The following is a 24,086-nucleotide window of genomic DNA, read 5'->3' as shown; positions in this document are numbered from 1 at the left end:
GAGTGGATCGTCGGTGCCCGGCCCATGCTGGGCCAGTCCGCATGCCTGCCCTACGGCTCTCGAGCCGCCGAGTATCTCGGGGTACGGCCGGCAGAGGGACTGACAGGCGAATCCGCTGTCGAGTGTATGACACGCCCGACCTCGGGGTAGCGAAAATGTACTGACCAGCGCATACGTGCTGGTGGGGCGAGTTGTGGAAGCCGCGAAAACAGGTCTGCGAGCCCGTTTCGCGCTTGCCCGGAGCACCAACCACAACCGATGACAAAGAGGAACGAACACCTAGTGCCAACGATCAATCAGCTGGTCCGCAAGGGCCGTCACGACAAGGCCGCCAAGACCAAGACCGCGGCCCTCAAGGGAAGCCCGCAGCGTCGTGGCGTGTGCACCCGCGTCTACACCACCACCCCCAAGAAGCCGAACTCGGCGCTGCGCAAGGTCGCTCGTGTGCGCCTGACCAGCTCGGTCGAGGTCACCGCATACATCCCCGGCGAAGGCCACAACCTGCAGGAGCACTCGATGGTGCTCGTCCGCGGCGGTCGTGTGAAGGACCTCCCGGGTGTGCGCTACAAGATCATCCGCGGTTCGCTCGACACCCAGGGTGTCAAGGACCGCAAGCAGGCTCGCAGCCGCTACGGCGCCAAGAAGGGGAACTGATAAGTCATGCCACGTAAAGGACCCGCGCCCAAGCGCCCCCTCATCAACGACCCGGTCTACGGTTCGCCGCTGGTGACCCAGCTGGTCAACAAGATCCTGCTGGACGGCAAGAAGTCGACCGCCGAGCGCATCGTCTACGGCGCCCTCGAGCAGGCTCGCGACAAGACCGGCACCGATCCGGTCGTCACCCTCAAGCGCGCCCTCGACAACGTGAAGCCCACCCTCGAGGTGAAGAGCCGCCGCGTCGGTGGCGCCACCTACCAGGTGCCGATCGAGGTCAAGCCGAACCGCGCCAACACCCTCGCGCTCCGCTGGCTCGTCAGCTTCAGCCGTCAGCGTCGTGAGAAGACCATGGTCGAGCGCCTCGCCAACGAGCTGCTGGACGCGTCCAACGGTCTCGGTGCTTCGGTGAAGCGCCGCGAGGACACCCACAAGATGGCCGAGGCCAACCGGGCGTTCGCGCACTACCGCTGGTGACACCAACCGTCCGCGGCGTCGAGAACACGACGCCGCGGACGGTCCCACCTCAGACCCAACAGCTCTAGCGAAAATGCGAGGCGATTAAGTGGCACAGGAAGTGCTCAGCGACCTGAACAAGGTGCGCAACATCGGCATCATGGCCCACATCGATGCCGGCAAGACCACCGCCACCGAGCGAATCCTCTTCTACACCGGTGTGAACTACAAGATCGGTGAAACCCACGACGGTGCCTCGACCACCGACTGGATGGAGCAGGAGAAGGAGCGGGGGATCACCATCACCTCCGCGGCGGTGACGTGTTTCTGGAACAAGAACCAGATCAACATCATCGACACCCCGGGCCACGTCGACTTCACCGTCGAGGTGGAGCGCAGCCTCCGCGTGCTCGACGGCGCGGTCGCCGTGTTCGACGGCAAGGAAGGCGTCGAGCCGCAGTCCGAGCAGGTCTGGCGTCAGGCGGAGAAGTACGACGTCCCGCGTATCTGCTTCGTCAACAAGATGGACAAGCTCGGTGCGGACTTCTTCTTCACCGTGCGCACCATCGAGGAGCGCCTCGGCGCCAAGCCGCTGGTCCTCCAGCTGCCGATCGGTGCCGAGGACAACTTCGACGGCGTCGTCGACCTCATCGAGCAGAAGGCCATCACCTGGCGCGGAACCGTCGAGATCGGTGCCGAGCCGACCATCGAGGAGATCCCCGCCGACCTGGCCGACCAGGCTGCGGAGTACCGCGAGAAGCTGCTCGAGACGGTCGCGGAGACCGACGAGGCGCTGCTCGAGAAGTACTTCGGCGGCGAAGAGCTGACCGTCGAGGAGATCAAGGGCGCGATCCGCAAGCTCACGATCGCTCGCGAGTTCTACCCGGTGATCTGTGGCTCGGCGTTCAAGAACAAGGGCGTCCAGCCCATGCTCGACGCGATCATCGACTACCTGCCGTCCCCGCTGGACGTGCCGTCGGTCGAGGGTCACGCCGTGGGCGACGAGGAGGAGATCCTCTCGCGCAAGCCGTCCGCCGACGAGCCGTTCTCGGCTCTCGCGTTCAAGATCGCGGCTCACCCGTTCTTCGGCAAGCTCACCTTCGTGCGTGTCTACTCGGGCCACATCACGGCGGGCACCCAGGTGCTCAACGCGACCAAGGGCAAGAAAGAGCGCATCGGCAAGCTCTTCCAGATGCACGCCAACAAGGAGATGCCGGTCGAGGACGCCACCGCGGGTCACATCTACGCGATGATCGGTCTCAAGGACACCACCACCGGTGACACCCTGTGTGATTCGGCCTCGCCGATCGTGCTCGAGTCCATGAGCTTCCCGGACCCGGTCATCAACGTCTCGATCGAGCCGAAGACCAAGTCCGACCAGGAGAAGCTGGGCACCGCGATCCAGAAGCTCGCCGAAGAGGACCCGACCTTCTCGGTGAAGCTCGACGAGGAGACCGGCCAGACCGTCATCGGCGGTATGGGCGAGCTCCACCTCGACATCCTCGTCGACCGCATGAAGCGCGAGTTCAAGGTCGAGGCCAACGTCGGCAAGCCGCAGGTCGCGTACCGCGAGACCATCCGCAAGACGGTCGACAAGCACGAGTTCACCCACAAGAAGCAGACCGGTGGATCGGGCCAGTTCGCGAAGGTCATCATCAAGCTCGAGCCGCTGGTGGACGCCGAGGACGGTGCGACCTACGAGTTCGCCAACGCCGTCACCGGTGGCCGCGTGCCGCGCGAGTACATCCCGTCGGTGGACGCCGGCGCGCAGGACGCCATGCAGTACGGTGTCCTCGCCGGATACCCGCTGGTCAACCTGAAGGTGACCCTGCTCGACGGTCAGTACCACGACGTCGACTCCTCGGAGATGGCGTTCAAGATCGCCGGCTCGCAGGCCCTGAAGGAAGCTGCGCGGATGGCCAGTCCGGTCATCCTCGAGCCCATCATGGCCGTCGAGGTCACGACTCCCGAGGACTACATGGGTGACGTGATCGGCGACCTGAACTCCCGCCGTGGCCAGATCCAGGCCATGGAGGAGCGCAGTGGCGCGCGTGTCGTCAAGGCACAGGTGCCGCTGTCGGAGATGTTCGGCTACATCGGAGACCTCCGGTCGAAGACCCAGGGCCGGGCAAACTACTCCATGGTGTTCGATTCGTACGCGGAGGTTCCCGCGAACGTGTCGAAGGAAATCATCGCGAAGGCCACCGGCGAGTAAAACCGGTCCTAGCGACATGCGCCGACCCGTTCTGCGCACCAACGTAAGAAGAAAACCCCTGCTGGGATCCGCCCAGTAGAGCAACAACAGTCCAGGAGGACAATCAAGTGGCGAAGGCGAAGTTCGAGCGGACCAAGCCGCACGTGAACATCGGCACCATCGGTCACGTCGACCACGGCAAGACCACGCTGACCGCGGCCATCACCAAGGTGCTGCACGACAAGTACCCGGACCTCAACAAGAGCTTCGCGTTCGATCAGATCGACAAGGCTCCCGAGGAAAAAGCTCGCGGTATCACGATCAACATCTCGCACGTCGAGTACGAGACCGAGAAGCGTCACTACGCCCACGTCGACGCCCCCGGTCACGCCGACTACATCAAGAACATGATCACCGGTGCTGCCCAGATGGACGGCGCGATCCTCGTGGTCGCCGCCACCGACGGCCCGATGCCGCAGACCCGCGAGCACGTGCTGCTGGCCCGCCAGGTCGGTGTGCCCTACATCCTGGTCGCCCTGAACAAGGCCGACATGGTCGACGACGACGAGATCATCGAGCTCGTCGAGATGGAGGTCCGCGAACTGCTGGCCGCCCAGGAGTTCGACGAGGAAGCACCGGTCGTCAAGGTCTCGGCCCTCAAGGCCCTCGAGGGTGACCCCGAGTGGACCAAGTCGGTCGAGGAGCTCATGGCTGCCGTCGACGAGTCGATCCCGGACCCGGTCCGCGAGACCGAGAAGCCGTTCCTCATGCCCGTCGAGGACGTCTTCACCATCACCGGCCGTGGCACCGTGGTCACCGGTCGTGTGGAGCGCGGCGAGGTCAACGTGAACGAGGAAGTCGAGATCGTCGGCATCCGCGAGAAGAGCACCAAGACCACCGTCACCGGTATCGAGATGTTCCACAAGCTCCTCGATTCCGCACAGGCAGGCGACAACGCCGGTCTGCTGCTCCGCGGCCTCAAGCGTGAGGACGTCGAGCGCGGTCAGGTCATCGTGAAGCCGGGCACCACGACCCCGCACACCGAGTTCGAGGGCCAGGCGTACATCCTGTCCAAGGACGAGGGCGGCCGTCACACCCCGTTCTTCAACAACTACCGTCCGCAGTTCTACTTCCGTACCACGGACGTGACCGGCGTCGTGACCCTCCCCGAGGGCACCGAGATGGTCATGCCGGGCGACAACACCGAGATGAGCGTCAAGCTCATCCAGCCGGTCGCCATGGACGAGGGCCTGCGTTTCGCCATCCGTGAGGGTGGCCGCACCGTCGGTGCGGGTCGAGTCACCAAGATCACCAAGTGACGATTTCCCCCGCCTGATGTGGTTGCGCGAGAGCGCTGCCAGTCGGGCGGGGGCCTGCGTCACGGATCACCAAGTGATCCATTGACTCACCACTGACTCTCTGAGTCGACAAGGCGCCCGGTCACGACAGTGACCGGGCGCCTTTGTCGTCGGTCCACCCCGACGCGGGGCGGCTGCTACTTGTGGACCCAGGCGTAGATCTGGTCCATCAGTCCGGTGCCCGTGTCCTTTCCGCCGCCGAGAGTCGGCGTACTGGCGAGCACGAAGTAGGTGTTGGGCTGGCCGGCATCGACGACCGCGATCGAGAACTTTCCGATGTCGTCGCCGACCGCCATCTGACCGTGCAGAACCTTGAACAGGTCGGGGAGCGCGCCGGTGTACTTCACGACATGGAAGTGCTTCTGGTGGTTCGGGTTCGACGTCTTCGCCGGATCGACGTCGAGTACGACATCGGTCTTCCTCCAGTTGAACAGGCTCGTCTCGGGGTGCGAGATGGCCTTGAGGTCGCGCAGCGTGCCGGGGTACACCTGGGCCAGGTGGATGTGCAGTTGATCCTGGCCCCGCTTCTCGGCGGAGTTCACGCCGATGGCAAGGGGTTTGGCCGGATCCTTGGCGACGCGCTTGCCGCCCTGCCACCACCCGGCGCTCCACAGATTCAACTGCGAGCCGTCCCACAGGTAGGGGCATTCGATGCCCCGTACACGGTTGGTGGGCACGATCAGGAAGTCGTCGTCGACCCCCTTGCTGTCGCCGCCGTGGCGAACCGCGTAGTACTTCGGCTTCTTCGGGTTCGGTTGGACCTGTCCCGCGGGTTGGACGACTTCGAGGTTGCTGCCGGGTTTCTTGGGTGTCGTGTTCTTCACCTGCCCCCACAGCCAGAGTCGGCTGTCGGTTTTCGGGTTGTCGCCGGCTTGTCCGCAGAGTTTCTGGGTCGGCGTCGGTGGCGCGGCCGAGGCGATCCCGCCTCCACTCAGGGCGGTGCTCGCGACGATGGCGGCGGTGACGGCCATCGTCGAGAGGAGCCGGGTGAACCGATGCGAGTGGGTGTCGTCCATGGGGGAACCTCTCGGTGGTGAGCCTCGGCGTGCTCATCTAGGCGCCGAGTGTGCCACCGAACCACTGGTCTGTGGCGAGAACTCGCAGATCAGACGTGTTTTGCTCGGCTAACAGGCCGCGTCTCGCACGCGTCCGGCGCACCCCACGTCGCCTCTGCTCGCGTGTCGTTCCACGGCGCTACGCGTCGACCGTCCGGCTTCCCCCGCGCGGGGTCCGCGAATAGAGTTCGCGCATGACCATGTTCGGAGAGTCGGGGACCGGGCCTCGTGTTCCTGCCCATGTATGGAGTGCCCTCGGCACATTCGCATTCGTCATGTTGTGCGGGATCGTCGGGCCGATCTTCCTCGTCGCCTACTTCGTGATCGACGCGCCCGACACCGAGTGGATGCTGTGGACGGGGATCGGCGTCACGATTCTCGATGTCCTTCTCGGCGTAGGTATCGCATGGTTCAACTACCGGGGCGGCGCCAAGCTGGAACGCCTGCGTGCGGCCGGGGTGATGGGCGTCGCCGAGATCACCTCGATCGGTCAGACGGGCGTCGAGATCAACGACCAGCCGATGATGAAGCTGGGCTTGCGGATACGAGCCGACGGACTGGCGCCCTTCGAGGTCTCGACCCGAAAGGTCGTGCCCTACTACCAGCAACCGCTGCTCTCCGCGCGACGTCTGGCGGTCATGGTCGACCCAGAGACCCAGGACTTCGAGATCGACTGGCAGGCAACGGCATTGCTGGCCGGTTCGGTGCCCGCGCGATTCTCCTCCGAAGAGGACGGGCGGACCTACGATCTCACCGGTCAGGCGGAACCGCTGGGACAGATCCTGCAGATCCTCGGGCGGCACGGGGTGGCCGGCAGCGGCGTCATCGATCTCCGTTCGAATCCGCAGGCACGCGCCGAGGTGATGGATGTCGTCCGCGGCTGGGCCGGAGTCCGGGCAGATGCGGCCAGTCCGTCGGGGGCGGATGCGCCGTTCCCCGGAAAGTCCGGCGAGGGACCGGGGCGCATGCCGGACAACGGCCGATCGCCGGCCGAGCGGCTCGCCGCGCTGGACGATCTGCGCCGTACCGGGGCGATCACCGAGGCGGAGTACGCGCGGGCGCGTCAGCGCATCGTCGACGATCTCTGACATCGCCGGTTCTGCAGTGTGAGCAACTGTCTGTCATATCAGAAACTTCCATCACTATGGCCACAGTGGTCACTGGTCGGTATCGATGTCGATGCCCTGTGGTCACAGCTGTGGCATCGCTGATCGTCGTCGAATTACTGTTCGTCGGTGCAGTTCTCACTTCGGCCTCGTCGTCTCGCGCGTCGACGACGAGCCCTTGCTCTCGCTCTGACGCTCCTCGCCGTGGTCGGCGTCGTCACCATCGGGTCGGGCAATGCGTCCGCCTCCGCGACATACGGCAGGTTCTCCGTGTCCGGTTGCGGCATGCCGAGTACCCCGGTGGACACGTGGACCCGCTGGGGCAACTACAAGACCGTCATCGCGCTCGACGGCCTCCGCGCGACCAGCGACATCAGCGGGTGGCGGCGGGACACGCGTGTCCAGCGCATCGCCGACTCCGGCGTCAACGTCATCCAGCCCGTGGGGGGTCTCGCCAGCTTCTACACGGACTGGGAAGCGGCCAGCCCGGCCAACAAGATCGGCTACCGCTACCGGTGGACGTGCCGTCTCGACACCATCGTGCGCGAACTCGACGCACGGGGCCTCGCCGTCGGCCCGCTGGGCAAGTACGCGCTTATGGGCATATCCATGGGCGGCAATGCCGCGATGGTCTACGGGGCGTACCACCGTCAGCGTGTCTCACATGTCTTCTCGATGTCGGGCTACCTGAACCTGTCCGCGCCGACCATGCGCGAGGCCGTCCGGCTCGCGTTGATCGACGCCGGGATCGGCGCGGGCGTCGGCCCGTTCAGTGCCGATGCCATGTGGGGTCCGCCGTGGAGCGACCGCTGGACTCGTAACGATGCGCTCGTGCAGCTACCCCGGATGCGGGGGATGAAGATCCGCATCGGATCGGGATCGGCGACCTGGGGTCCGCACAACGCCGACGCCGTCGCCTCGGTCAAGGGCACGCCGCTGGAGGTCGTGTCGCTCGCGCAGACCCGGTCGTTCGAGGTCGCGGCGGCGCTGCAGGGTATTCCGGTCACGACGGACTTCCCGTCGGTCGGGACACACACCTGGGGGTACTGGGAGGACATGGTGTGGCACGCCAAGAAGAGCGGCTGGTTCCGCGACCGGTGAGAACCGAACGGGCAGGAGCGCGAACGGTCGTGTGGAGTGTGACGGCGACCGCATCCCCGGCGCTCGTAAGCTGACGGACATGCGTGTCCTGCGGCGAAGCGGCGACCCCGATCTCGCGGTCCGGGTCGCGGGGGAGACCGATCGTGGCGTGCCCGTCGTGCTCGTGCACGGCATGGCGTCGGATCACTCGACGTGGCGCCGCCTCGCGGCGGCACTCCGCGCCCGCGGGCGCGCGGTGATCAGCGTGGACCTCCGCGGCCACGGACGCAGCGGCCGAGCGCGAGATGTCTACCGGCTCGACGACTTCCGCGACGATCTGGCCTACGTCCTCGACGCCCTCGGTGTCGCGGTCGCCGACGTGGTCGGCCACTCGCTCGGCGCCCACACCGCGCTCCGCTTCGCGATGCTCGAGCCGTCCCGGATCCGGCGTCTGGTCCTCGAAGAGGTGCCGCCGATGCCTCGCGACGAGGCCGACCTCTCCGAGGGCATCGCGATGCGCGCCACCCTCGGCGAACAGATCCGCGGCCTGATCGCGCTCGCGCGCAACCCCTTTCCGGTCATTCGATTCGACGGCCGGATGGGTGATCAGATCGTCGCCGAGTTCGATGTCTGTGCACCGCACTGGTGGTCGGAGCTGCCGGACGTGCAGGCCGCGTCACTGGTCATCTCCGGCGGCGAGAAGAGTTTCCTTCCCCCACACCACCTGCGGACCCTCAGCGAGGCCCTGCCCGACTCGCGTTTCGTCACCATCGACGCGGGTCACAGCGTCCACCGTGACCGCGCCGCCGAGTTCGTCGCCCAGGTCGACGGATTTCTCGGGCACTGACCCTTCGAGACGCTCGCACGCTCGCTCCTCAGGGGGCGGAGGGTGTCACGCACGCGCTCTTCAGGGAGCGGACGGGGTCATGCGGGTTTGTTGTGCAACGGCCGGGGGTCGATGCCGACCTTCTGCCACGCCTCGTAGGCCCACGGAACGTAGAGGTACTTGAGCGGCAGCCGGTTGATCAGTGGATTGGCGGCCCGCATGAGGGCGGCAAAACGTTGGAAGTTCCTCTCGCGCCGGTCGTTCCACTCCAGGTCGCAGACGTCGCGCATCTGCTGGGGCAAGGTGCCGACGACGACCGTGCGGATGAAGGCGTTCAACGGGATCGACATGATCCGCCACACGGGTGCGGGGATCTTCCTGGGCCGGGGGAGTCCCTGCCGGATGTAACCGGTGGCGTACACGATCGTCTTGTGCGGCACGAATCGGTCGAGCATGTCGTCCCAGTACTGGACGAACTCCTCGTATGTCTGTGGTTGTCCTCGGTCGCTGACCCCGTAGAGCTGATACCAGGTCTTGCTCTCCTCGAAGATCTGGACCTTCTCCGCGTGGCTCAGGCGGCGGATGAAGGTGTCGGTGATGAAGAGGACCTGGTCGACGAAGGTGGCGTGCGCCCAGTAGAAGAGTTCCGGGTTGAGCGCGTGGTAGCGCGATCCGTCGCTGATCGTGCCCTTGATGTCCTTGTGGAAGTCGCGCACCGTGCGACCCCACTTCTCCGGCTCGGTGCTGTACACGGTGCGCATGACGGGCGGGCCGGTGCGCTTGGCCCGGCCGAGGAAGTCGCTGAAGATGACCGAATGGTCCAGGACGGCCTGGCCGAGTTGTTCGATGCAGTTCTCGGTGCCGGCCAGGCGCTGGAAGCCGAGTAGGCCACGGTTGTCGCCGTAGAACTTCCACACGAGCGAGTCGGCGCCGAGGCGCGGTGACGCGATCTCGCCCGCGGTGTCCGGAGTGTCGTCGACGATCATCGGTTCCGCCTCGCGGATGCCGGCGTCGAATCCCTGGTTGACTGACATGGCGGCGAGAATATCGCACTTGGAACAAAGTTGGAAGGTTGTTTCAACGATGCGGGTGGACCGCACACGGAGACGGAGGTCGGATGGTGCGCGACGAGCGGCAGGACTGGGTGCTTCCGGATGTCGAGGACGTCCTCGCGTCGGCGGTGGCGGTCCGACTCCCGATGCGCACCAGGTTCCGCGGCCTCACCGCGCGCGAGACCATGGTCTTCGCCGGACCGGCGGGGTGGGGTGAGTTCGGGCCGTTCGTCGAATACGACGACCCGGAGGCGGCCTCGTGGTTGCGGGCCGGCCTGGAAGCGGCCTGGGTCGGGCCTCCCGCCGCCGTTCGCGACATCGTGCCGGTCAATGCGACCGTGCCCGCGATCCCCGCCGACGAGGTCGCGGCGCTGCTCGAGCGCTACCCGGGCGCGGGTACCGCGAAGGTCAAGGTCGCCGAAGCCGGGCAGACGCTCGACGACGATGTCGCGCGGGTGGCCGCCACCCGCGCGGTGATCGGCCGGGTGCGCATCGACGCGAACGGGGGGTGGACCGTGGACGAGGCCGTCGCTGCCCTGCGTGCCATCGGCGACGTGGAGTACGCCGAACAGCCCTGTCGCACAGTCGAGGAACTCGCCGCCGTCCGGCGGGCGGTCGGGGTGCCGATCGCAGCCGACGAATCCATCCGGAAGGCGGACGACCCGTATCGGGTGGTGGCCGCCGACGCCGCGGATGTCGCCGTGGTCAAGGTGGCGCCTCTCGGCGGGATGCGCGCAACGCTTGCACTCGCCGAGAACATCGGACTCGACATCGTCGTCTCGAGTGCGCTCGACAGCGCGATCGGTATGGCCGCGGGGGTCGCCGCGGCCGCCGCGCTGCCCCGCCTGGAGCTCGCGTGTGGACTGGGTACCGGGACGCTGCTCGCCGCGGACGTCGCGACGTCGTTCCAGATGATCGACGGCGGCGTCGGGGTCCGATGGTTCGACGCCGGCGCCACGATCGACACCGTGGGGCTCGCGCTGGGACCCGAAGGCCAGCACCGGTGGCGCGAACGTCTGCGGCGATGCCATCGCCTCCTCGCCGCGCGGTGAATGCGCCCGGACACACCTCGCGGTAGGAACGGTTTTTCCGATCTGTCTCAACATGGTCTAGTATGCGATGTGGGTCACACCGGGTGAGCGCTTCGGAGACGGTTCGAACGGGAGGGGATGGGCATGGCTTCGGTTCTGGCGATGGTGCCGGCGCGCATCGGGCTGTCCGGAGCCCCGTGCCCGGATCGCGTCGCGACCGCGGAGGCCGGGGACGGCGCTCTCGGCGGCCGCGTGCGCGGAAGCGGCGGGTTGTATTTTGACCAGATGGAGATCACGACGATCATGCATCGCAGGCTGGGCGGTGGCCGGCTGCCGGTACCCGCGGAGAACGAACTCCCCGTCACCACTCGGCGGCGATGACCGTGGCAGACACCGGAACGAAGACCGACAGCAGGACTCGCTCGACCCGTAAGGTCCGCAACACCGCGAGCCCGGCCGACCAGGAGGCTGCGATCCTCGCCGCCGCCGGGGCCGAGTTCGCCGAGGTCGGCGTCCGACGCGCCAACATCGACGAGGTCGCCGCTCGTGCCGGGGTTAGTCGCAGCACCCTGTACCGGCGCTTCCCCAACAAGGACGCACTGCTCTACGCGGTGGCGAACGACGCCTACGAGACCGGCATGCAGAAGCTCGAGGCCTCGGTGAAGGGCCTCGGTCCCAAGGCCGCGCTGGTCGAGGCGTTCGCGGTCGGCGCCGAATGGGTCAACTCCGATCCACTGCTGAGCCGGATCGTCCTCACCGACTCCGAGATCAAGAGTGTCACCGCCAAGATGACGTCGTTGTTCATCGACATGGTCACCGACCGGGTGGCCGCCACGCTACGCGACGAAGGCGCCCAGATGCCCGTCGAGGATCTGCTGGAGGCTGTGGAGATCCATGTGCGGCTGGTGATCTCGCTTCTCGAGACACCACCGTCGGATCCCGCGCGCAACGAACCGCAACGCGTCCGGGACTTCGCCTCGAAGTTCCTCGCACCGATGATCTGGTGACGCCCCGCCGGAGACGAACGGCCCGGTCCGCTCCGCTCCGCGCCGATCGCTTCCGTTCACATCCACCGAAGGAGATCCAATGAGTCTGCGCGACAGGCTGTCTCGTACACCCGACCATGCGGCCATCCGCGCCGCGCTACGGGACAAGGTCGTGGTCATCACCGGTGGCGCGCGGGGCATCGGATTCGAGACCGCCACCCAGCTGTTCGACGCGGGGGCGAAGGTCGCCATCGGTGACGTGGACTCCGAAGCCGTGGGCAAGGCCGCCGCCGACCTGGGCGTCGAGGGCATCGAGGTGGACGTCACCAAGCGCGAGTCCTTCGACGCGTTCCTGACCGAGGTCGAGGCACGACTGGGGCCGATCGACGTACTCGTGAACAACGCCGGGATCATGCCGGTCGGTCCGTTCCTGTCCTATGACGACACGATCATCCGCCGGACCTACGAGATCGACGTCCTGGGCGTGATCATCGGATGTCAGGAGGCGGCCCGCCGGATGGCGCCGCGCCGGACCGGTCACATCGTGAACATCGCCTCGACGGCCGGACGCATACCGACTCCCGGCCTCACGATCTACAACGGCGCCAAGGCAGCCGTCATCGAGTTCTCCGAGGCGCTCGGGGCCGAACTCGAGCCGCAGGGTGTCACGATCAGCGCGGTGCTACCCACGTTCACACGGACCGCACTGATCTCGGGTCTGCAGACCAACAGATTCATCCAGACCGTCGAGCCCGGTGAGGTCGCCTCGATCGTCGTGCAGACGATCGCGCGACCGGTCACCCGTGTCTATGCGCCGCGGTCGATGCGGTGGGCCGAGTCGAGTCCGCTCTTCCCGCAGGCGATGAAGCGCCTCTCGCGCAGGCTGACCAAGCTGGACTCGATCTTCCTCAGCCCCGACCAGCACGCCCGCGCCGCGTACTCCAGCCGAATCCGTGGCGAGACGATCGACACCAGGGCGGCGGGCGAGGGCCTGACGCGGCCCCAGGAGAGCACGCCCCTGTCGTCGTGAAGGTGTCGGAAACGAACGGCCGGGCGGCCGCCTCGTCCGGGGCTCCTGAGCTGAGCGCCGACCGGGCGGCCAGACGCGAGCTGCGCGAGGCGCTGGACGAGCTGCACAGGATCGAGGTCGACGCCGGTCTACGGCGTCGCCTTCCCCGGCGTCGATGGGTGGTCGCCGGCCTCGTGCTCGTCGTTGCCCTCGTCCTGGCCGGGGTCGCGGTGACCGCGTGGACGCGGGACCGTGCGCACTACTCCGATGCCGAACTCCAGTCGGCCGCAGCCGAACGCGTCGAGGTGCTGATCGCGCCGGACAGCTGCGACGACCGACGCGCCCAGCGAATCCTCGCCGGTGCCACCGGGGCCTTCTACGACGAATTCGCCCAATCAGCGGACAGCTACACCGAATTCGTCCGTGCCAACGGCACCGTCGCGGAGTCCTCGGTCGACGGCACCGGGATATCCGTCCGCGACGGCGATTCCGCCACGGTCCTCGTCGCCGCCACCGTGGTGTTCGCCGGCAGGGGCGCGCCGGACGCCGACGGCGACCAGGCCCGCCGATTCCGGTTGCGAGTCCTGGTCACGCCCGCTGACGGCAGTCTGAAACTCGGGGCGGTGCAGTATCTCCCATGAGTTCGCTGACGCAGTCCGGAGCCGCTGGTCCGGGTCGGGGGCAGACGTCGACCCGGCCGGTCACCGCACGAGCCGCCGCCGCCCGCATCGCGATCGCGGCCGTCGTGCTGGTGACCACCATCGTCGTCGTACTCGCACTGTGGGGTTCGCAGCGTGCCGGGGCCGATGTCGCGCAGAGCCGGGATCAGTTGCGAACGTCGGCCGGCACGATCGTCTCGGACGTCTTCTCCGTCGACGCCGGCCGGTGGCAGCTGGATCGGGCCCGCGCGCGGACACTGGTCGCCGACGACTTCACCGACAGCTACGGCGCTCAGCTCGACCGGCCGCCACCCGAGGGCACGTCGTCGGTGACCTGGCGGCCCGAGATCGTGAGCGTTGTCGCAGCCGATGCCGACGCGGGGGAGGCGTTGCTGCGGGTGTCGGTGACCGTGCGCCCCACCGCCGGGCCGGCGTCGACCGTACGTCGCTCCGTCCTCGCCCGGTTCGTCCGCTCCGACGATGCGTGGCTTCTCGCGGCGGCGGATGTGATCGGGTGACCGCGCCGACGGACCCCCGACGGTGGTGGCGATGAACGAGACAGGTGCTACGAGAGTCGAACTCGCTCGCGAGCGGGTCGACACGGCGGCGCGCCGGGCGCGCACCGCCCGGATCGCCGCGACCCCGGCGCTACGGTCGCGAGCGGCACGACGGACACGTCTCCTGCGCCGGGCCCTCATCGGGGTGGCTGTCGCCGTACTCCTTCTCGTCGCGGTGGCCGCAGCGCTCGGTTGGCAGATCCGCGGACAGCATGCGGCGGCGGACCTGACGGATGACGTGCTCACGTCCGCGCGTGGTGCCGTCACCACCATGCTCACCGCCGACCCGACCGACCCCGAGGGGTATGTGACCGCCGTTGCCGAGGTGAGTACCGGTCCGCAGCAGGAGCGGATCGACGCCGCCCGCGCCGCCCTGGTCACGGAGGTGGGTGAGCAGACGGGTCCGAGTGTCGGACAGGTGGTTTCGGCGGGGCTGGTCACCGACCCGACGTCCGACGAGATCGGCAGCAGCGTCGACGTGCTGGTCGTCGCCGATGCGACGAATCCGGCGCTCCTCGGCGGGCCGGGGGGCGGTTCGGAGACCGACACCACCGGCGAGCGGATCACGGCCTTGGTCACGATGACCAGTACCGACGACGGCTGGAAGATCGCCCAGGCGAGGCGACCGTGACCACCACCGCCGACCGGGAACCACTACCGGCACAGCCGACCCGACGCCAGCGCGTCCGCCTGCGTCTCGTCGTCGCCGCGTCGGTCCTGCTGCTCGTGGTCGCGGTGATCTTCGGCGTGGCAGCGCTGCGTCCGGACTCTGATCCGACCGACGATCAGCGCGCCGAGATCCTCTCGGCTGCGGCGACGGCCGTGGAGGCGGTGCTGACCTATTCGCCCGACGATCCCCCCGGTCGGCCTCGAGCGACCGACGCGTTGCTCACCGACCCGCTGCGCCTGGACTACCGCAACCGCGGTGCCGATGTCGTGGTGCCGGGCGTCCGTGCGTCCGCGCTCTCGGTCCGGGGTGAGGTCGTCGGTGCCGGGCTGCACGAGGCTGGTTCGGACCGAGCGCGGGTGCTGGTGTTCGTCAACGAGGTCGTCGGACGCACCGCGGATGAAAAATCTACAGATGTTAGGCAGTCCGTCGGCGGAAAACCTGCGGCGACCCCTACCGCGAGGTGGGCACTTATGCGTAAGGTCGACGGGAATTGGCTGCTGTCCGACCTGCAACCGGTCGGCGATGTGACCCGTTGAGACACGAGTTGTCCCGGGGCGGTCCGCGCGACCGCCGGGCTCGGACCGGTGTCCGCGGGAGAGACGACAAAGGGGACGAGAGATGAGTGGATCGAGCGCGGGCGTGGTGGTCGTCGGTGCCGGGCTGGGGGGAATCCGTGTCGCGGAGAACCTGCGCAACAACGGGTTCACGGACCCGATCACGCTCGTCGGGGCGGAGGACCACCCGCCGTACGATCGTCCGCCCCTGTCGAAGTCGGTGCTGCTGGGCAAGGACGACCGCGTCGATTTGAAGCCTGCGGAGTTCTACGCCGAGGCCGGCATCACCCTGCGGCTCGGTGAGCCCGTGACCGCGGTGTCCCCGGCAGACCAGACGATCACGCTGGCCTCGGGCGCCACCATCGCCTACGACACCCTGGTGCTGTCGACGGGCCTCGATCCGCGGCCGTTCCCGGGTCTGACCGAGAACGTCCGGGGCGTGCACGTGCTCCGCACCTACGACGACGCGGTGGCGCTGCGCGGCGAGATCGATTCCGCAAGCACCGCGGTCGTCATCGGCGCGGGCTTCATCGGATGCGAGGTGGCGGCCGGGCTCGCCACGCGCGGGCTGTCCGTCAGCCTCGTCGAGCCGGCTCGGACGCCCCTGGCCGTGGCGCTTGGGGAGCAGATCGGCGCGCTGGTCTCGCGGCTGCACGTCGCCAACGGCATCGATCTCCGGACGGGCGTCGGTGTCGCGAGCATCGCGGTGTCGGACAGTCGGGTCGAGGCGGTCGAACTCACCGACGGCACGACCCTGCCCGCCGACATCGTCGTGGTCGGCATCGGCTCGACCCCGGTGACCGACTACCTGGACGGTTCGGGAATCGATCTCGCCCCGCGCGAGGTCGGTGGTGGGATCGCCTGCGATGCAACCGGACACACCAGCGAGGAGAACGTCTACGCTCTCGGTGACGTGGCGAACTGGCTCGACGAGGACGGGCGGCCGAAACGCGTCGAGCACTGGAACCACACCGTCGAGCAGGCGTCGGTGGTCGCCCACCAGATCACCGGGGGCGACGCTGTCACCGCGTCGGTCGCCTACTTCTGGAGCGACCAGTTCGACGTCAAGATCCAGGTACTCGGCGCCCCGCGCGCCGACGACGACGTCCACGTCGTCGACGACGACGGCAAGAAGTTCGTCGCCTATTACAGTCGGGACGGCGTCCTCACCGGCGTGGTGGGCGCCGGCAAGGTGGGGGCCGTGATGAAGACACGGCCGAAGCTCCAGACCCCCACGCCTGTGGCTGATCTGCTGTAGCGGCACATGTCGGACGCGCCGACCGCCGCGCAGGTACGTGATGCGGCCGCCGAGGTGGCCGATCCGGAGCTCGCGCTCGGGCAGGCCGCGTTCTTCCAGGCGCGGCCCGGGGGATACGGAGAGGGCGACGAATTCCTCGGAATCCGCGTCCCCGTGCAACGGAAGCTGGCGAAAGGCTTCCGTGGCATCGGCGCGGATCAGGTCGTCGAACTACTCGATTCGCCGATGCACGAGCATCGGCTGATCGCCCTGTTCCTCCTCCGCCAGGAGTTCGACAGCGAGCTGCGTCGCGGTGACGACGGGCGGGCCTGGGTCGACCTCTATCTCGACGCCGTGCATCGGGGCCGGGTGAACAACTGGGACCTCGTCGACTCCTCCGCCGATCCGGTGCTCGGCGAATACTGTCGCCGCACCGGAGACCTCGACCTCATCCTGCGACACGCGCGGGAGGACGACCTGTGGCGGCGGCGGGTGGGGATCATCGCGACCTTCGCGTCCATCAAGCACGGTGACGCGACCGCGCTGCTGGCGGTGGCGCCGTGTGTCCGCGACGACCGCCGCGATCTCATCCAGAAGGCGTTCGGCTGGATGCTGCGCGAGGTCGGCAAGCGGGTCGACGAGACCGTGCTGCTCGGCTACCTCGACGACAACGCCGCCCGGATGGGCCGGACCGCACTGTCATACGCTCTCGAGCACCGGGCTCCGGACGAGCGCGCGCACTATCGCGCGCTCCGTTGATCGGCTCCCCGCCCTCTCGAATCCGGTGCCGCCGCAGGCAGGGAAATGATCCACTGCCGCTTCGTCGCGCGGGCGGTTTCGTCGTCCGCGTCGGCCGTCAGCCCTCGCGGGCGACCCTCGCGGCGGCCCAGATCATCGGGAACTGGAAGGGCAGCCGGGCGAGGGCGACGATCTTGTACGGCAGCGGCTTGTTCCACCAGAGCCGGACCATGTTGATGTTGGCGGGGTACACGGCGAGGAACAGCAGGACCGACAGCGCGCCCGCGGCTCGCCGGGTCTTCGGCGCGAGGAGTGCTGCGCCCAAGCCGATCTCGGCAACACCGGACGCGTAGGTCAGGGTCCGGGGATCGCCCGGGATCTCCTCGGGGATGATCTCGTCGAACGGTGCGGGAGCCACGAAGTGCAGCACGCCGATGCTGACGAGCATGGCTGCGAGACCACGTGCGAGCTGGGCGGGATCGAGCCGGGAACCGCGGGTGGTGCTCACGTCGTCGTACTCCTTCGATCGAACTTCGACTGCACGGACCCGACCCACTCTGTCAGAATTCGATCTTCAGCGTGTCCGATGTGGGATGCGCCTGACAGCCCAGGATGTAGCCGTCCTCGATGTCCTCGGGGTCGAGCGCGCCGGCATTGTCCATGTCGACGCTGCCCTCGGTGAGAGTGCAGGCACACGAACCGCATTCACCTTCCTGGCACGAATACGGCGCATCCAGTCCGGCGGCCAGCATGATGTCGACGAGAGTCCGGGAACGCGGCCAGGTCAGGGTATGGGTCTCACCGTCGAGCTCCACCTCGACCGTGGCCGCTGCGGCCTGTTCCTCGTCGCTGACCTCGTCGTGTTCGACGTCGGCGAAGGGGTCGCCGGACAGCGAGTTGTAGACCTCGGTGTGCACGTTGTGATGCGGGAAGTTCGCGTCGGCGAGGCCCTTGTGCACGGCGTCCATGAAGGGTCCCGGCCCACACATGTAGGCCACGTGCGACGCGGCGTACGGAGCGAAGGCCGTCGCCAGGGCCGCGGCGCTCGGCAGGCCCTGCAGCGACTCGAGCCAGTGGATGACGGTGAGCCGGTCGGCGTGGGCGGCGAGGAGGTCGCGGAGTTCGGTGGCGAAGATGACGTCGGCGACGTCGCGGTTGGCGTAGAAGAACACGATGGGCGCATCGCTCTTCTCGAGGGCGGCCTTGAGGATCGACATCACCGGAGTCACACCGCTGCCGGCCGCGATGAGCAGGAGCGGATCGTCGTAGGACTTGGGGGTGAACACGCCGGACGGCGGCAGCACCTCGACCTGGGTGCCGGGGGCGAGGTTGTCGCACACCCAATTGGATCCGTAACCGTCGGCGGTGCGCTTGACGGTCACCTTCGGCCGCGGGTCGGTGAACGGCGACGATGCGAGCGAGTAGCAGCGCGCGACCGACCCGGTCCGCTCACTGGGAATCCGCAGCGTGAGGAACTGTCCCGGTTTGTAGTCGGTGAACGCCTTCGCCGAGGCCTCCGGCACGTCGAAGGCGATGGACTTGGCCTCGGCCGTCTCGTCGATCACCTCGGACACCGTGAGGATCACGCTGCGTGAACCGTGAGGGGTCAGGTCAGACATGTGCGCAGTCTCCGCCGTCGAGGACCGGCACCCCGGCCCAAATTAGAACACGTTCTACTTCAGCCTAGCGCAACTGCCGGTGTTCCCACGAGGGGCTCCGGCGAGGTGCTGCAGGCCCGTTCACAGCGTAGTCATGCCAGGGATGCCACGCCGTCGGCGACGGTCCGGGCGCCGGACCCGATGAGCGCCTCCAGATCGGTCTCGGGGTCGTCGAGCCACTTCTCGTACGCGGCGAGTGCGGCGCCGAGGCACAGCCAGCCGATGGTCTGAGGTACATGGTCCCCGACTCCGACACCCAGCCGGGCGGCGCAGAACTCGGCGATGACCTGTCGCCAGTCGGCGTAGACGATCATCGAATGTGCCTGCAGCGCAGGCACGCCGAGGAGGAGCGACATGCGTCGCCGGTGATTGTCGAGTTCCTCCGCCGGTACGCGGTTGAACGACACGAGTGCGTCGACGAGGGCTTCGGCCATCGGGGTCTCGCGCGGGATGCCGGCCAGCAACGTCCGCAACTCGTCGAGATGGTCGTCGAACTCGCCCCAGGGGATCTCGTTCTTCGACGAGTAGTAGCGGAACAACGTGCGCCGGGCGATCCCCGCCGCCTCGGCGATGTCGTCGACGCTGGTGTCCTCGAAGCCCTGGTTGGTGAACAGGTGGATCGCGAGTGCGCTGATCTGCGCGCGCGATGTGATGGGGCGTCGGCCCGGGGGTGTGCGTCCGGGCTGATCGTCGTGCGGCGTCGTCGTCATGTCCGACCTCACCTTATGGGACCCGTGGGACGGGGGATCACGGAACCGGTCGACCTGTCCGTTCGGACAGTTGTCGTCGGCACTCTGGATTTATGCACTGAGTGCCACTATAGTTCGTCGTGATCCGCATCACTACTCGATCAACCAGGAGGTATGGATCATGGCAGATCAGTCCGCTGCATCAGCTCACAGCACGAACGACACCGAGCTTCTCGCCGAGTCGCTCGTCGAAGAGGTCTCGATCGACGGGATGTGCGGGGTCTACTGATGTCGGCCCCGACATCGAATCCGATCTCCGGCGACCGTTCCGCGGTCGCCGGGGTCCGGTTCGACACCCCAGCCCAGGACCCCGGTTTCGACACCCTCGAGCCGTGGCAGCTGAATCCGAAGGTCGCGTTGCGCCCGGAACCGTTCGGTGCGCTGCTGTACCACTTCGGAACGCGCAAGCTGTCGTTCCTCAAGAACCTCACCGTCGTCGGCATCGTGAAGTCCCTCGCCGATCACGACTCCGCGGAGGCCGCACTCCTCGCTGCCGGGGTCTCGCCCGCTCAACGTCCCCTGTATCTGCAGGCGCTGACCGCGCTCGCCGACAGCGGCATGATCGTGCCGCGCGCCGCCTGACCCGCCGACCCCCCGCACGACGATGCCGACCGGGACAGCCCCCGGTCCGATCCACATCGTCGTCGACGTCGCCCGCCCCTGATCGCCCGGGCCCGGCACCCCAGCCCGGAACTGCCAGCCCCGAATGCAAGGACCTCAACGATGACGACCATCGAGATGCCGCCCACCGCAGCCGAACTCGCGAGTGCCCTCCGAGCGCCCGCGCCGCCCGCCGGCGACGTGCCCAAGGTCGGCCGGCTCGTCGACCAGTTCGAGAAGGGCCTCGACGCGCCCATCTGTCTCACCTGGGAGCTGACCTACGCGTGCAACCTCGCGTGTGTGCACTGCCTGTCGTCGTCGGGCAAGCGGGACCCCCGCGAGCTGTCCACCGAACAGTGCAAGGCGATCATCGACGAGCTGCAGCGTATGCAGGTCTTCTACGTCAACATCGGCGGCGGCGAACCGACCGTGCGTCCCGACTTCTGGGAACTCGTCGACTACGCGACCAGTCATCAGGTGGGGGTGAAGTTCTCGACCAACGGCCTGCGCATCGACAAGAAGGTGGCCGCGCGACTCGCGGCGTCGGACTATGTCGACGTCCAGATCTCGCTGGACGGCGCCACCGCGGAGGTCAACGACGCGGTCCGCGGTCCCGGCTCCTTCGACATGGCGGTCCGCGCGCTCGAGAACCTGGCCGAGGCCGGTTTCGCCGACGCCAAGATCAGTGTCGTCATGACCCGGCAGAACGTCAGCCAGCTCGACGAGTTCAAGGCGCTGGCCGACCGCTACAACGCCACCCTGCGTATCACGCGACTGCGTCCCTCCGGTCGCGGCGCCGACGTGTGGGACGACCTGCACCCGCTGCCGCAGCAGCAGCGTGAACTCTACGACTGGCTTGTCGCACACGGTGATCGGGTGCTCACGGGCGACTCGTTCTTCCATCTGTCGGCGTTCGGTTCGGATTCCGGCGGTGGCCTGCCGGGACTCAATCTCTGCGGCGCGGGGCGCGTGGTCTGCCTGATCGACCCGGTCGGCGATGTCTACGCATGCCCGTTCGCCATCCACGAGAACTTCCTCGCCGGCAACATCCTCTCCGACGGCGGCTTCCAGGAGATCTGGCAGCGGTCGGATCTGTTCACCGAGCTGCGCGAGCCGCAGAACGCCGGAGCCTGCACGAAGTGCGCGCATTTCGACGCCTGCCGCGGCGGATGCATGGCGGCGAAGTTCTTCACCGGACTGCCGCTGGCCGGACCGGACCCGGAGTGCGTGCAGGGCTACGGCGAAGAGCTGCTCGCCGGTGACCGGATGAAACCGACTGCGAACAAGGATCATTCGCGGGGCACTCCGCTGACCCTGATGACCCGCCGTCCCGACGGCGACCTGACCCCGGTGGCCGCGCGCCCCACGAAGTCCTGTGATGAGAACCCGCTCGCCGGGTTCACCCCCGCCGCGCGGTAGATCCGCCCGCGGTACACCACGGGCGCGTCGTCGTCAGAACCGGCGCCCCGTCTCCATGAGGGCCGACCGGTGCTCATGGATGGATGAATGAGTAGGAAGAACATGTCTGCCAACCCCTGGGCCAGAAACCCCTGGTTCGAGACCGTCACCGAAGCGCAGCGCCGGGCCAAGAAGCGTTTGCCCAAATCGGTGTACTCGTCGCTGGTCGCCGGTACGCAGGCCGGTGTCACCGTCGACGACAACGTCCGCGCGTTCTCCGAACTGGGCTGGGCGCCGCATGTCGTCGGTGCGCAGGCCGACCGCGAGATGACGACAACGGTGATGGGCCAGGAGATCTCGTTCCCGGTCATGATCTCACCGACCGGTGTGCAGGCCGTCGACCCCGATGGTGAGGTCGCGGTGGCCCGCGCCGCCGCGGCACGTGGCACGGCGATGGGGCTGTCGAGTTTCGCCTCGCACGCGGTCGAGGAGGTCACCGCCGTCAACGACAAGGTGCACTTCCAGATCTACTGGCTGGGGAGCCGCGAGGAGATCCTGGCCCGTGCCGAGCGCGCGAAGGCGGCCGGGGCCAAGGGGCTCATCGTCACCACCGACTGGGTCTTCAACGTCGGCCGCGACTGGGGCAGCCCCGAGATCCCCGAGAAGGTCGACTTCAAGGCGCTGCTGCGGCTGGGGCCGGAGATCGCGGTCAAGCCGAGGTATGCGCTCGACTGGGTCAAGGGCGGCAAGATCAACATCCCGGACCTCACCGCACCCAACCTCACGCCGCAAGGTGTACCCGGGCCGACCTTCTTCGGTGCCTACGGGTCGTGGATGAGCACCCCACCGCCCACGTGGGAAGACCTGAAGTGGTTGCGCGAGCAGTGGGATGGGCCGTTCATGGTCAAGGGCATCACCCGCCTCGACGACGCCAAGCGCGCCGTGGACATCGGCGCGACGGCGCTGTCGGTCTCCAACCACGGCGGCAACAACCTCGACGGCACCCCGGCCACGATCCGTCTCCTCCCCGACATCGCGGCCGCGGTCGGCAACGACATCGAGGTCCTGCTCGACGGCGGCATCCGACGGGGCAGTGACGTCGCCAAGGCGCTCGCGCTCGGTGCGCGCGCGGTCATGATCGGCCGCGCCTACCTCTGGGGCCTCGCCGCCAACGGCCAGGCCGGTGTGGAGAACGTGCTGGACCTCATGCGCATGGGCCTCGACGGCGTACTGATGGGCCTGGGTCACAAGAGCGTGCACGAACTCTCGGCCGCCGATCTCGTCGTCCCCGACGGCTTCACCCGGTCGTTCGGGGACGCCTGAACCGTCCCGGGGCGGTGCGAATGTGCCGATGAGAACGCTGGGGAACCATAACTAGAACGTGTTACAGTTCTGCCATGGGACAGTTCGACGGCATGGTCGTCTACATCACCGGCATCGCCCGAGGTCAAGGTCGCAATCATGCGATCCGGTTCGCCCGCGAGGGGGCCGCGATCGTCGGCCTGGACATCGCAGGGCCGATCATCGACCACGCGACCTATCCTGCGGCCACGGCCGACGACCTCGCCGAGACGATCCGTCTCGTCGAGGGCGTCGGTGGGAAAATCCTTGCGCGGCAGGGTGACACGCGAGACCTCACCTTTCAGCAGCAGCTCGTGGCCGACGCCGTCGAGCAGTTCGGCCGGCTCGACCACGTGGTCGCCAACGCCGGCGTGCTGACCTGGGGCAAGGTCTGGGAGCTCAGCGAGGATCAGTTCACCGACGTCATCGACATCAACCTGGTCGGTGCGTGGAAGACGCTGAAGGCCACCATTCCGGCGATGCTCGAGACGGGCAACGGGGGATCGATCACCGTGATCAGTTCGGTCGCCGGTCTGAAGGCGATGCCGCTGCAGGCGTCGTACTCGGCGTCGAAGTACGGGCTGGTCGGACTCACGCAGACGACCGCCAAGGAACTCGGGCACCACCGCATCCGGGTGAACAGCGTGCACCCCTACGCGGTCGACACCCCGATGGGTGTGGCCGACACCGAAGCTCACCGGATCTTCGGAATCCCCTGGGTCAACCCGCATTTCACGTCGATCCTCGACTACCATCCGGTTGCCGCGCTCGACGAGATCTCCGACGCGGTGCTCTACCTGGCCTCCGACAGCGCCAAGGGCATCACCGCGGCCGAGTTCCAGATCGACATGGGACATTCGAAGGTCTGACGCGCGAACGAAGCGAGCCACATTCCGCTCCCTGAGGCGCGAGCGAAGCGAGCCACGAAGGGCGACGTGAGTTGTCGCCCTTCGTGGCTCGTCGCTTTCGCTCCTCGCACCTCRGGGGGCGGGGGTGGGTCGCTTTCGCTCCCCGCGTTCGGTCCTCGCTCCTCGGGGAGCGGAATGTGGCTCGCTTCGTTCGCGCGTCAGACCTTCGAATGTCCCATGTCGATCTGGAACTCGGCCGCGGTGATGCCC

The 24,086-nt window shown here is 67.5% G+C and carries 27 protein-coding genes; 22 read left to right on the top strand and 5 right to left on the bottom strand.

Annotated elements, in window-relative coordinates:
- Positions 1-282: 282 nt before the first annotated feature.
- The 4 genes from rpsL to tuf all read left to right on the top strand — a co-directional run bounded on the left by rpsL (position 283) and on the right by tuf (position 4,623).
- Entirely contained in the window at positions 283-654 is a 372-nt protein-coding gene (rpsL, locus tag CA982_RS21655; RefSeq protein WP_004020596.1) for a 30S ribosomal protein S12, read from the top strand.
- A 6-nt stretch (positions 655-660) separates the two neighbouring features.
- On the top strand, positions 661-1,131 hold the full coding sequence (gene rpsG / locus CA982_RS21650) for a 30S ribosomal protein S7 (protein WP_004020595.1): 471 nt from the start codon (positions 661-663) through the stop codon (positions 1,129-1,131).
- An 88-nt stretch (positions 1,132-1,219) separates the two neighbouring features.
- Positions 1,220-3,325 (top strand): elongation factor G, encoded by a 2,106-nt coding sequence (fusA, locus tag CA982_RS21645; RefSeq protein ID WP_086537248.1) that lies wholly within the window; start codon positions 1,220-1,222, stop codon positions 3,323-3,325.
- Positions 3,326-3,432: 107 nt separating this feature from the next.
- Positions 3,433-4,623: an elongation factor Tu gene (tuf, locus tag CA982_RS21640; protein ID WP_004020593.1), complete on the top strand. Its 1,191-nt coding sequence runs from the start codon at positions 3,433-3,435 to the stop codon at positions 4,621-4,623.
- Positions 4,624-4,799: 176 nt separating this feature from the next.
- On the opposite strand, the gene CA982_RS21635 is transcribed toward tuf, so the two are convergent.
- Positions 4,800-5,678, bottom strand: coding sequence for a CDP-diacylglycerol diphosphatase (locus tag CA982_RS21635; protein WP_086537247.1), 879 nt, complete (start codon positions 5,676-5,678; stop codon positions 4,800-4,802).
- Positions 5,679-5,911: 233 nt separating this feature from the next.
- Here CA982_RS21635 and CA982_RS21630 point away from each other — a divergent pair, with 233 nt between their 5' ends.
- The 3 genes from CA982_RS21630 (at position 5,912) to CA982_RS21620 (ending at position 8,750) form a co-directional block, all read left to right on the top strand.
- On the top strand, positions 5,912-6,805 hold the full coding sequence (locus CA982_RS21630) for an SHOCT domain-containing protein (RefSeq protein WP_244176422.1): 894 nt from the start codon (positions 5,912-5,914) through the stop codon (positions 6,803-6,805).
- Between the two features lie 207 nt (positions 6,806-7,012).
- The gene (locus CA982_RS21625; protein ID WP_086537278.1) at positions 7,013-7,924 is read left to right on the top strand and encodes an alpha/beta hydrolase; all 912 of its coding nucleotides are present in this window, start codon (positions 7,013-7,015) and stop codon (positions 7,922-7,924) included.
- A gap of 79 nt (positions 7,925-8,003) precedes the next feature.
- Positions 8,004-8,750 (top strand): alpha/beta fold hydrolase, encoded by a 747-nt coding sequence (locus CA982_RS21620; protein WP_086537277.1) that lies wholly within the window; start codon positions 8,004-8,006, stop codon positions 8,748-8,750.
- 77 nt (positions 8,751-8,827) lie between these two features.
- Here CA982_RS21620 and CA982_RS21615 read toward each other — a convergent pair whose 3' ends face one another.
- The gene (locus CA982_RS21615; RefSeq protein WP_086537246.1) at positions 8,828-9,763 is read right to left on the bottom strand and encodes an oxygenase MpaB family protein; all 936 of its coding nucleotides are present in this window, start codon (positions 9,761-9,763) and stop codon (positions 8,828-8,830) included.
- 83 nt (positions 9,764-9,846) lie between these two features.
- On the opposite strand from CA982_RS21615, the gene CA982_RS21610 reads away from it, so the two are divergent.
- The 10 genes from CA982_RS21610 (at position 9,847) to CA982_RS21565 (ending at position 17,243) form a co-directional block, all read left to right on the top strand.
- Positions 9,847-10,833 (top strand): o-succinylbenzoate synthase, encoded by a 987-nt coding sequence (locus tag CA982_RS21610; RefSeq protein ID WP_086537245.1) that lies wholly within the window; start codon positions 9,847-9,849, stop codon positions 10,831-10,833.
- A 123-nt stretch (positions 10,834-10,956) separates the two neighbouring features.
- The gene (locus tag CA982_RS21605) at positions 10,957-11,193 is read left to right on the top strand and encodes a hypothetical protein (RefSeq protein WP_144066090.1); all 237 of its coding nucleotides are present in this window, start codon (positions 10,957-10,959) and stop codon (positions 11,191-11,193) included.
- Positions 11,190-11,819, top strand: a complete 630-nt coding sequence (locus CA982_RS21600; RefSeq protein ID WP_086537243.1) for a TetR/AcrR family transcriptional regulator — start codon at positions 11,190-11,192, stop codon at positions 11,817-11,819. Before CA982_RS21605 ends, CA982_RS21600 begins: the two co-directional genes overlap by 4 nt.
- A gap of 79 nt (positions 11,820-11,898) precedes the next feature.
- Positions 11,899-12,828 carry an SDR family oxidoreductase gene (locus CA982_RS21595; RefSeq protein ID WP_086537242.1) on the top strand — a complete coding sequence of 310 codons (930 nt, stop codon included), beginning with the start codon at positions 11,899-11,901 and terminating at the stop codon, positions 12,826-12,828.
- On the top strand, positions 12,825-13,448 hold the full coding sequence (locus CA982_RS21590; protein WP_086537241.1) for a hypothetical protein: 624 nt from the start codon (positions 12,825-12,827) through the stop codon (positions 13,446-13,448). Before CA982_RS21595 ends, CA982_RS21590 begins: the two co-directional genes overlap by 4 nt.
- Entirely contained in the window at positions 13,445-13,984 is a 540-nt protein-coding gene (locus tag CA982_RS21585) for a hypothetical protein (protein WP_086537240.1), read from the top strand. The genes CA982_RS21590 and CA982_RS21585 overlap by 4 nt, the downstream gene beginning before the upstream one ends.
- Positions 13,985-14,015: 31 nt before the next feature.
- Positions 14,016-14,654, top strand: a complete 639-nt coding sequence (locus CA982_RS21580; protein WP_086537276.1) for a hypothetical protein — start codon at positions 14,016-14,018, stop codon at positions 14,652-14,654.
- Positions 14,651-15,229 (top strand): hypothetical protein, encoded by a 579-nt coding sequence (locus CA982_RS21575; protein WP_086537239.1) that lies wholly within the window; start codon positions 14,651-14,653, stop codon positions 15,227-15,229. The genes CA982_RS21580 and CA982_RS21575 overlap by 4 nt, the downstream gene beginning before the upstream one ends.
- An 82-nt stretch (positions 15,230-15,311) precedes the next feature.
- Positions 15,312-16,505: an NAD(P)/FAD-dependent oxidoreductase gene (locus CA982_RS21570; RefSeq protein ID WP_086537238.1), complete on the top strand. Its 1,194-nt coding sequence runs from the start codon at positions 15,312-15,314 to the stop codon at positions 16,503-16,505.
- Positions 16,506-16,511: 6 nt separating this feature from the next.
- A complete protein-coding gene (locus tag CA982_RS21565; RefSeq protein WP_086537237.1) occupies positions 16,512-17,243 on the top strand; it encodes a DNA alkylation repair protein in 732 nt (243 codons plus the stop codon).
- Positions 17,244-17,340: 97 nt separating this feature from the next.
- Here the strand turns inward: CA982_RS21565 and CA982_RS21560 are convergent, their stop codons facing one another.
- The 3 genes from CA982_RS21560 to mftR all read right to left on the bottom strand — a co-directional run bounded on the left by CA982_RS21560 (position 17,341) and on the right by mftR (position 19,590).
- On the bottom strand, positions 17,341-17,670 hold the full coding sequence (locus CA982_RS21560) for a DoxX family protein (protein WP_414962082.1): 330 nt from the start codon (positions 17,668-17,670) through the stop codon (positions 17,341-17,343).
- Positions 17,671-17,782: 112 nt separating this feature from the next.
- Entirely contained in the window at positions 17,783-18,841 is a 1,059-nt protein-coding gene (locus tag CA982_RS21555; protein WP_086537236.1) for a ferredoxin--NADP reductase, read from the bottom strand.
- A gap of 131 nt (positions 18,842-18,972) precedes the next feature.
- Positions 18,973-19,590 carry a mycofactocin system transcriptional regulator gene (mftR, locus tag CA982_RS21550; RefSeq protein WP_086537235.1) on the bottom strand — a complete coding sequence of 206 codons (618 nt, stop codon included), beginning with the start codon at positions 19,588-19,590 and terminating at the stop codon, positions 18,973-18,975.
- A gap of 160 nt (positions 19,591-19,750) precedes the next feature.
- On the opposite strand from mftR, the gene mftA reads away from it, so the two are divergent.
- From mftA to CA982_RS21525, 5 genes are all read left to right on the top strand, one after another.
- On the top strand, positions 19,751-19,858 hold the full coding sequence (gene mftA / locus CA982_RS21545; protein ID WP_086537234.1) for a mycofactocin precursor MftA: 108 nt from the start codon (positions 19,751-19,753) through the stop codon (positions 19,856-19,858).
- The gene (gene mftB / locus CA982_RS21540) at positions 19,858-20,211 is read left to right on the top strand and encodes a mycofactocin biosynthesis chaperone MftB (RefSeq protein ID WP_086537233.1); all 354 of its coding nucleotides are present in this window, start codon (positions 19,858-19,860) and stop codon (positions 20,209-20,211) included. The genes mftA and mftB overlap by 1 nt, the downstream gene beginning before the upstream one ends.
- A 141-nt stretch (positions 20,212-20,352) precedes the next feature.
- Entirely contained in the window at positions 20,353-21,648 is a 1,296-nt protein-coding gene (gene mftC / locus CA982_RS21535) for a mycofactocin radical SAM maturase (protein WP_086537232.1), read from the top strand.
- A gap of 102 nt (positions 21,649-21,750) precedes the next feature.
- Positions 21,751-22,950 (top strand): pre-mycofactocin synthase MftD, encoded by a 1,200-nt coding sequence (gene mftD, locus CA982_RS21530; protein WP_086537231.1) that lies wholly within the window; start codon positions 21,751-21,753, stop codon positions 22,948-22,950.
- 74 nt (positions 22,951-23,024) lie between these two features.
- Entirely contained in the window at positions 23,025-23,837 is an 813-nt protein-coding gene (locus CA982_RS21525; RefSeq protein ID WP_086537230.1) for a mycofactocin-coupled SDR family oxidoreductase, read from the top strand.
- Positions 23,838-24,086: the final 249 nt, after the last annotated feature.

The sequence above is a fragment of the Gordonia lacunae genome (assembly GCF_002149015.1).
In the GTDB taxonomy this organism is placed as follows: Bacteria; Actinomycetota; Actinomycetes; order Mycobacteriales; family Mycobacteriaceae; genus Gordonia; species Gordonia lacunae.
Note: the sequence above shows the minus strand (reverse complement) of the source record. Positions and strands in the feature narration are given on the sequence as shown.

Coding starts and splice junctions, on each gene's coding strand:
- mftR (WP_086537235.1), bottom strand. CDS start 19,590: ATGACGACGACGCCGCACGACGATCAGCCCGGACGCACACCCCCGGGC.
- CA982_RS21580 (WP_086537276.1), top strand. CDS start 14,016: ATGAACGAGACAGGTGCTACGAGAGTCGAACTCGCTCGCGAGCGGGTC.
- CA982_RS21585 (WP_086537240.1), top strand. CDS start 13,445: ATGAGTTCGCTGACGCAGTCCGGAGCCGCTGGTCCGGGTCGGGGGCAG.
- CA982_RS21635 (WP_086537247.1), bottom strand. CDS start 5,678: ATGGACGACACCCACTCGCATCGGTTCACCCGGCTCCTCTCGACGATG.
- CA982_RS21630 (WP_244176422.1), top strand. CDS start 5,912: ATGACCATGTTCGGAGAGTCGGGGACCGGGCCTCGTGTTCCTGCCCAT.
- mftC (WP_086537232.1), top strand. CDS start 20,353: ATGACGACCATCGAGATGCCGCCCACCGCAGCCGAACTCGCGAGTGCC.
- rpsG (WP_004020595.1), top strand. CDS start 661: ATGCCACGTAAAGGACCCGCGCCCAAGCGCCCCCTCATCAACGACCCG.
- mftB (WP_086537233.1), top strand. CDS start 19,858: ATGTCGGCCCCGACATCGAATCCGATCTCCGGCGACCGTTCCGCGGTC.
- CA982_RS21525 (WP_086537230.1), top strand. CDS start 23,025: ATGGGACAGTTCGACGGCATGGTCGTCTACATCACCGGCATCGCCCGA.
- CA982_RS21610 (WP_086537245.1), top strand. CDS start 9,847: ATGGTGCGCGACGAGCGGCAGGACTGGGTGCTTCCGGATGTCGAGGAC.
- CA982_RS21570 (WP_086537238.1), top strand. CDS start 15,312: ATGAGTGGATCGAGCGCGGGCGTGGTGGTCGTCGGTGCCGGGCTGGGG.
- CA982_RS21620 (WP_086537277.1), top strand. CDS start 8,004: ATGCGTGTCCTGCGGCGAAGCGGCGACCCCGATCTCGCGGTCCGGGTC.
- CA982_RS21600 (WP_086537243.1), top strand. CDS start 11,190: ATGACCGTGGCAGACACCGGAACGAAGACCGACAGCAGGACTCGCTCG.
- CA982_RS21615 (WP_086537246.1), bottom strand. CDS start 9,763: ATGTCAGTCAACCAGGGATTCGACGCCGGCATCCGCGAGGCGGAACCG.
- mftD (WP_086537231.1), top strand. CDS start 21,751: ATGTCTGCCAACCCCTGGGCCAGAAACCCCTGGTTCGAGACCGTCACC.
- CA982_RS21605 (WP_144066090.1), top strand. CDS start 10,957: ATGGCTTCGGTTCTGGCGATGGTGCCGGCGCGCATCGGGCTGTCCGGA.
- CA982_RS21560 (WP_414962082.1), bottom strand. CDS start 17,670: ATGCTCGTCAGCATCGGCGTGCTGCACTTCGTGGCTCCCGCACCGTTC.
- CA982_RS21555 (WP_086537236.1), bottom strand. CDS start 18,841: ATGTCTGACCTGACCCCTCACGGTTCACGCAGCGTGATCCTCACGGTG.
- mftA (WP_086537234.1), top strand. CDS start 19,751: ATGGCAGATCAGTCCGCTGCATCAGCTCACAGCACGAACGACACCGAG.
- CA982_RS21595 (WP_086537242.1), top strand. CDS start 11,899: ATGAGTCTGCGCGACAGGCTGTCTCGTACACCCGACCATGCGGCCATC.
- CA982_RS21565 (WP_086537237.1), top strand. CDS start 16,512: ATGTCGGACGCGCCGACCGCCGCGCAGGTACGTGATGCGGCCGCCGAG.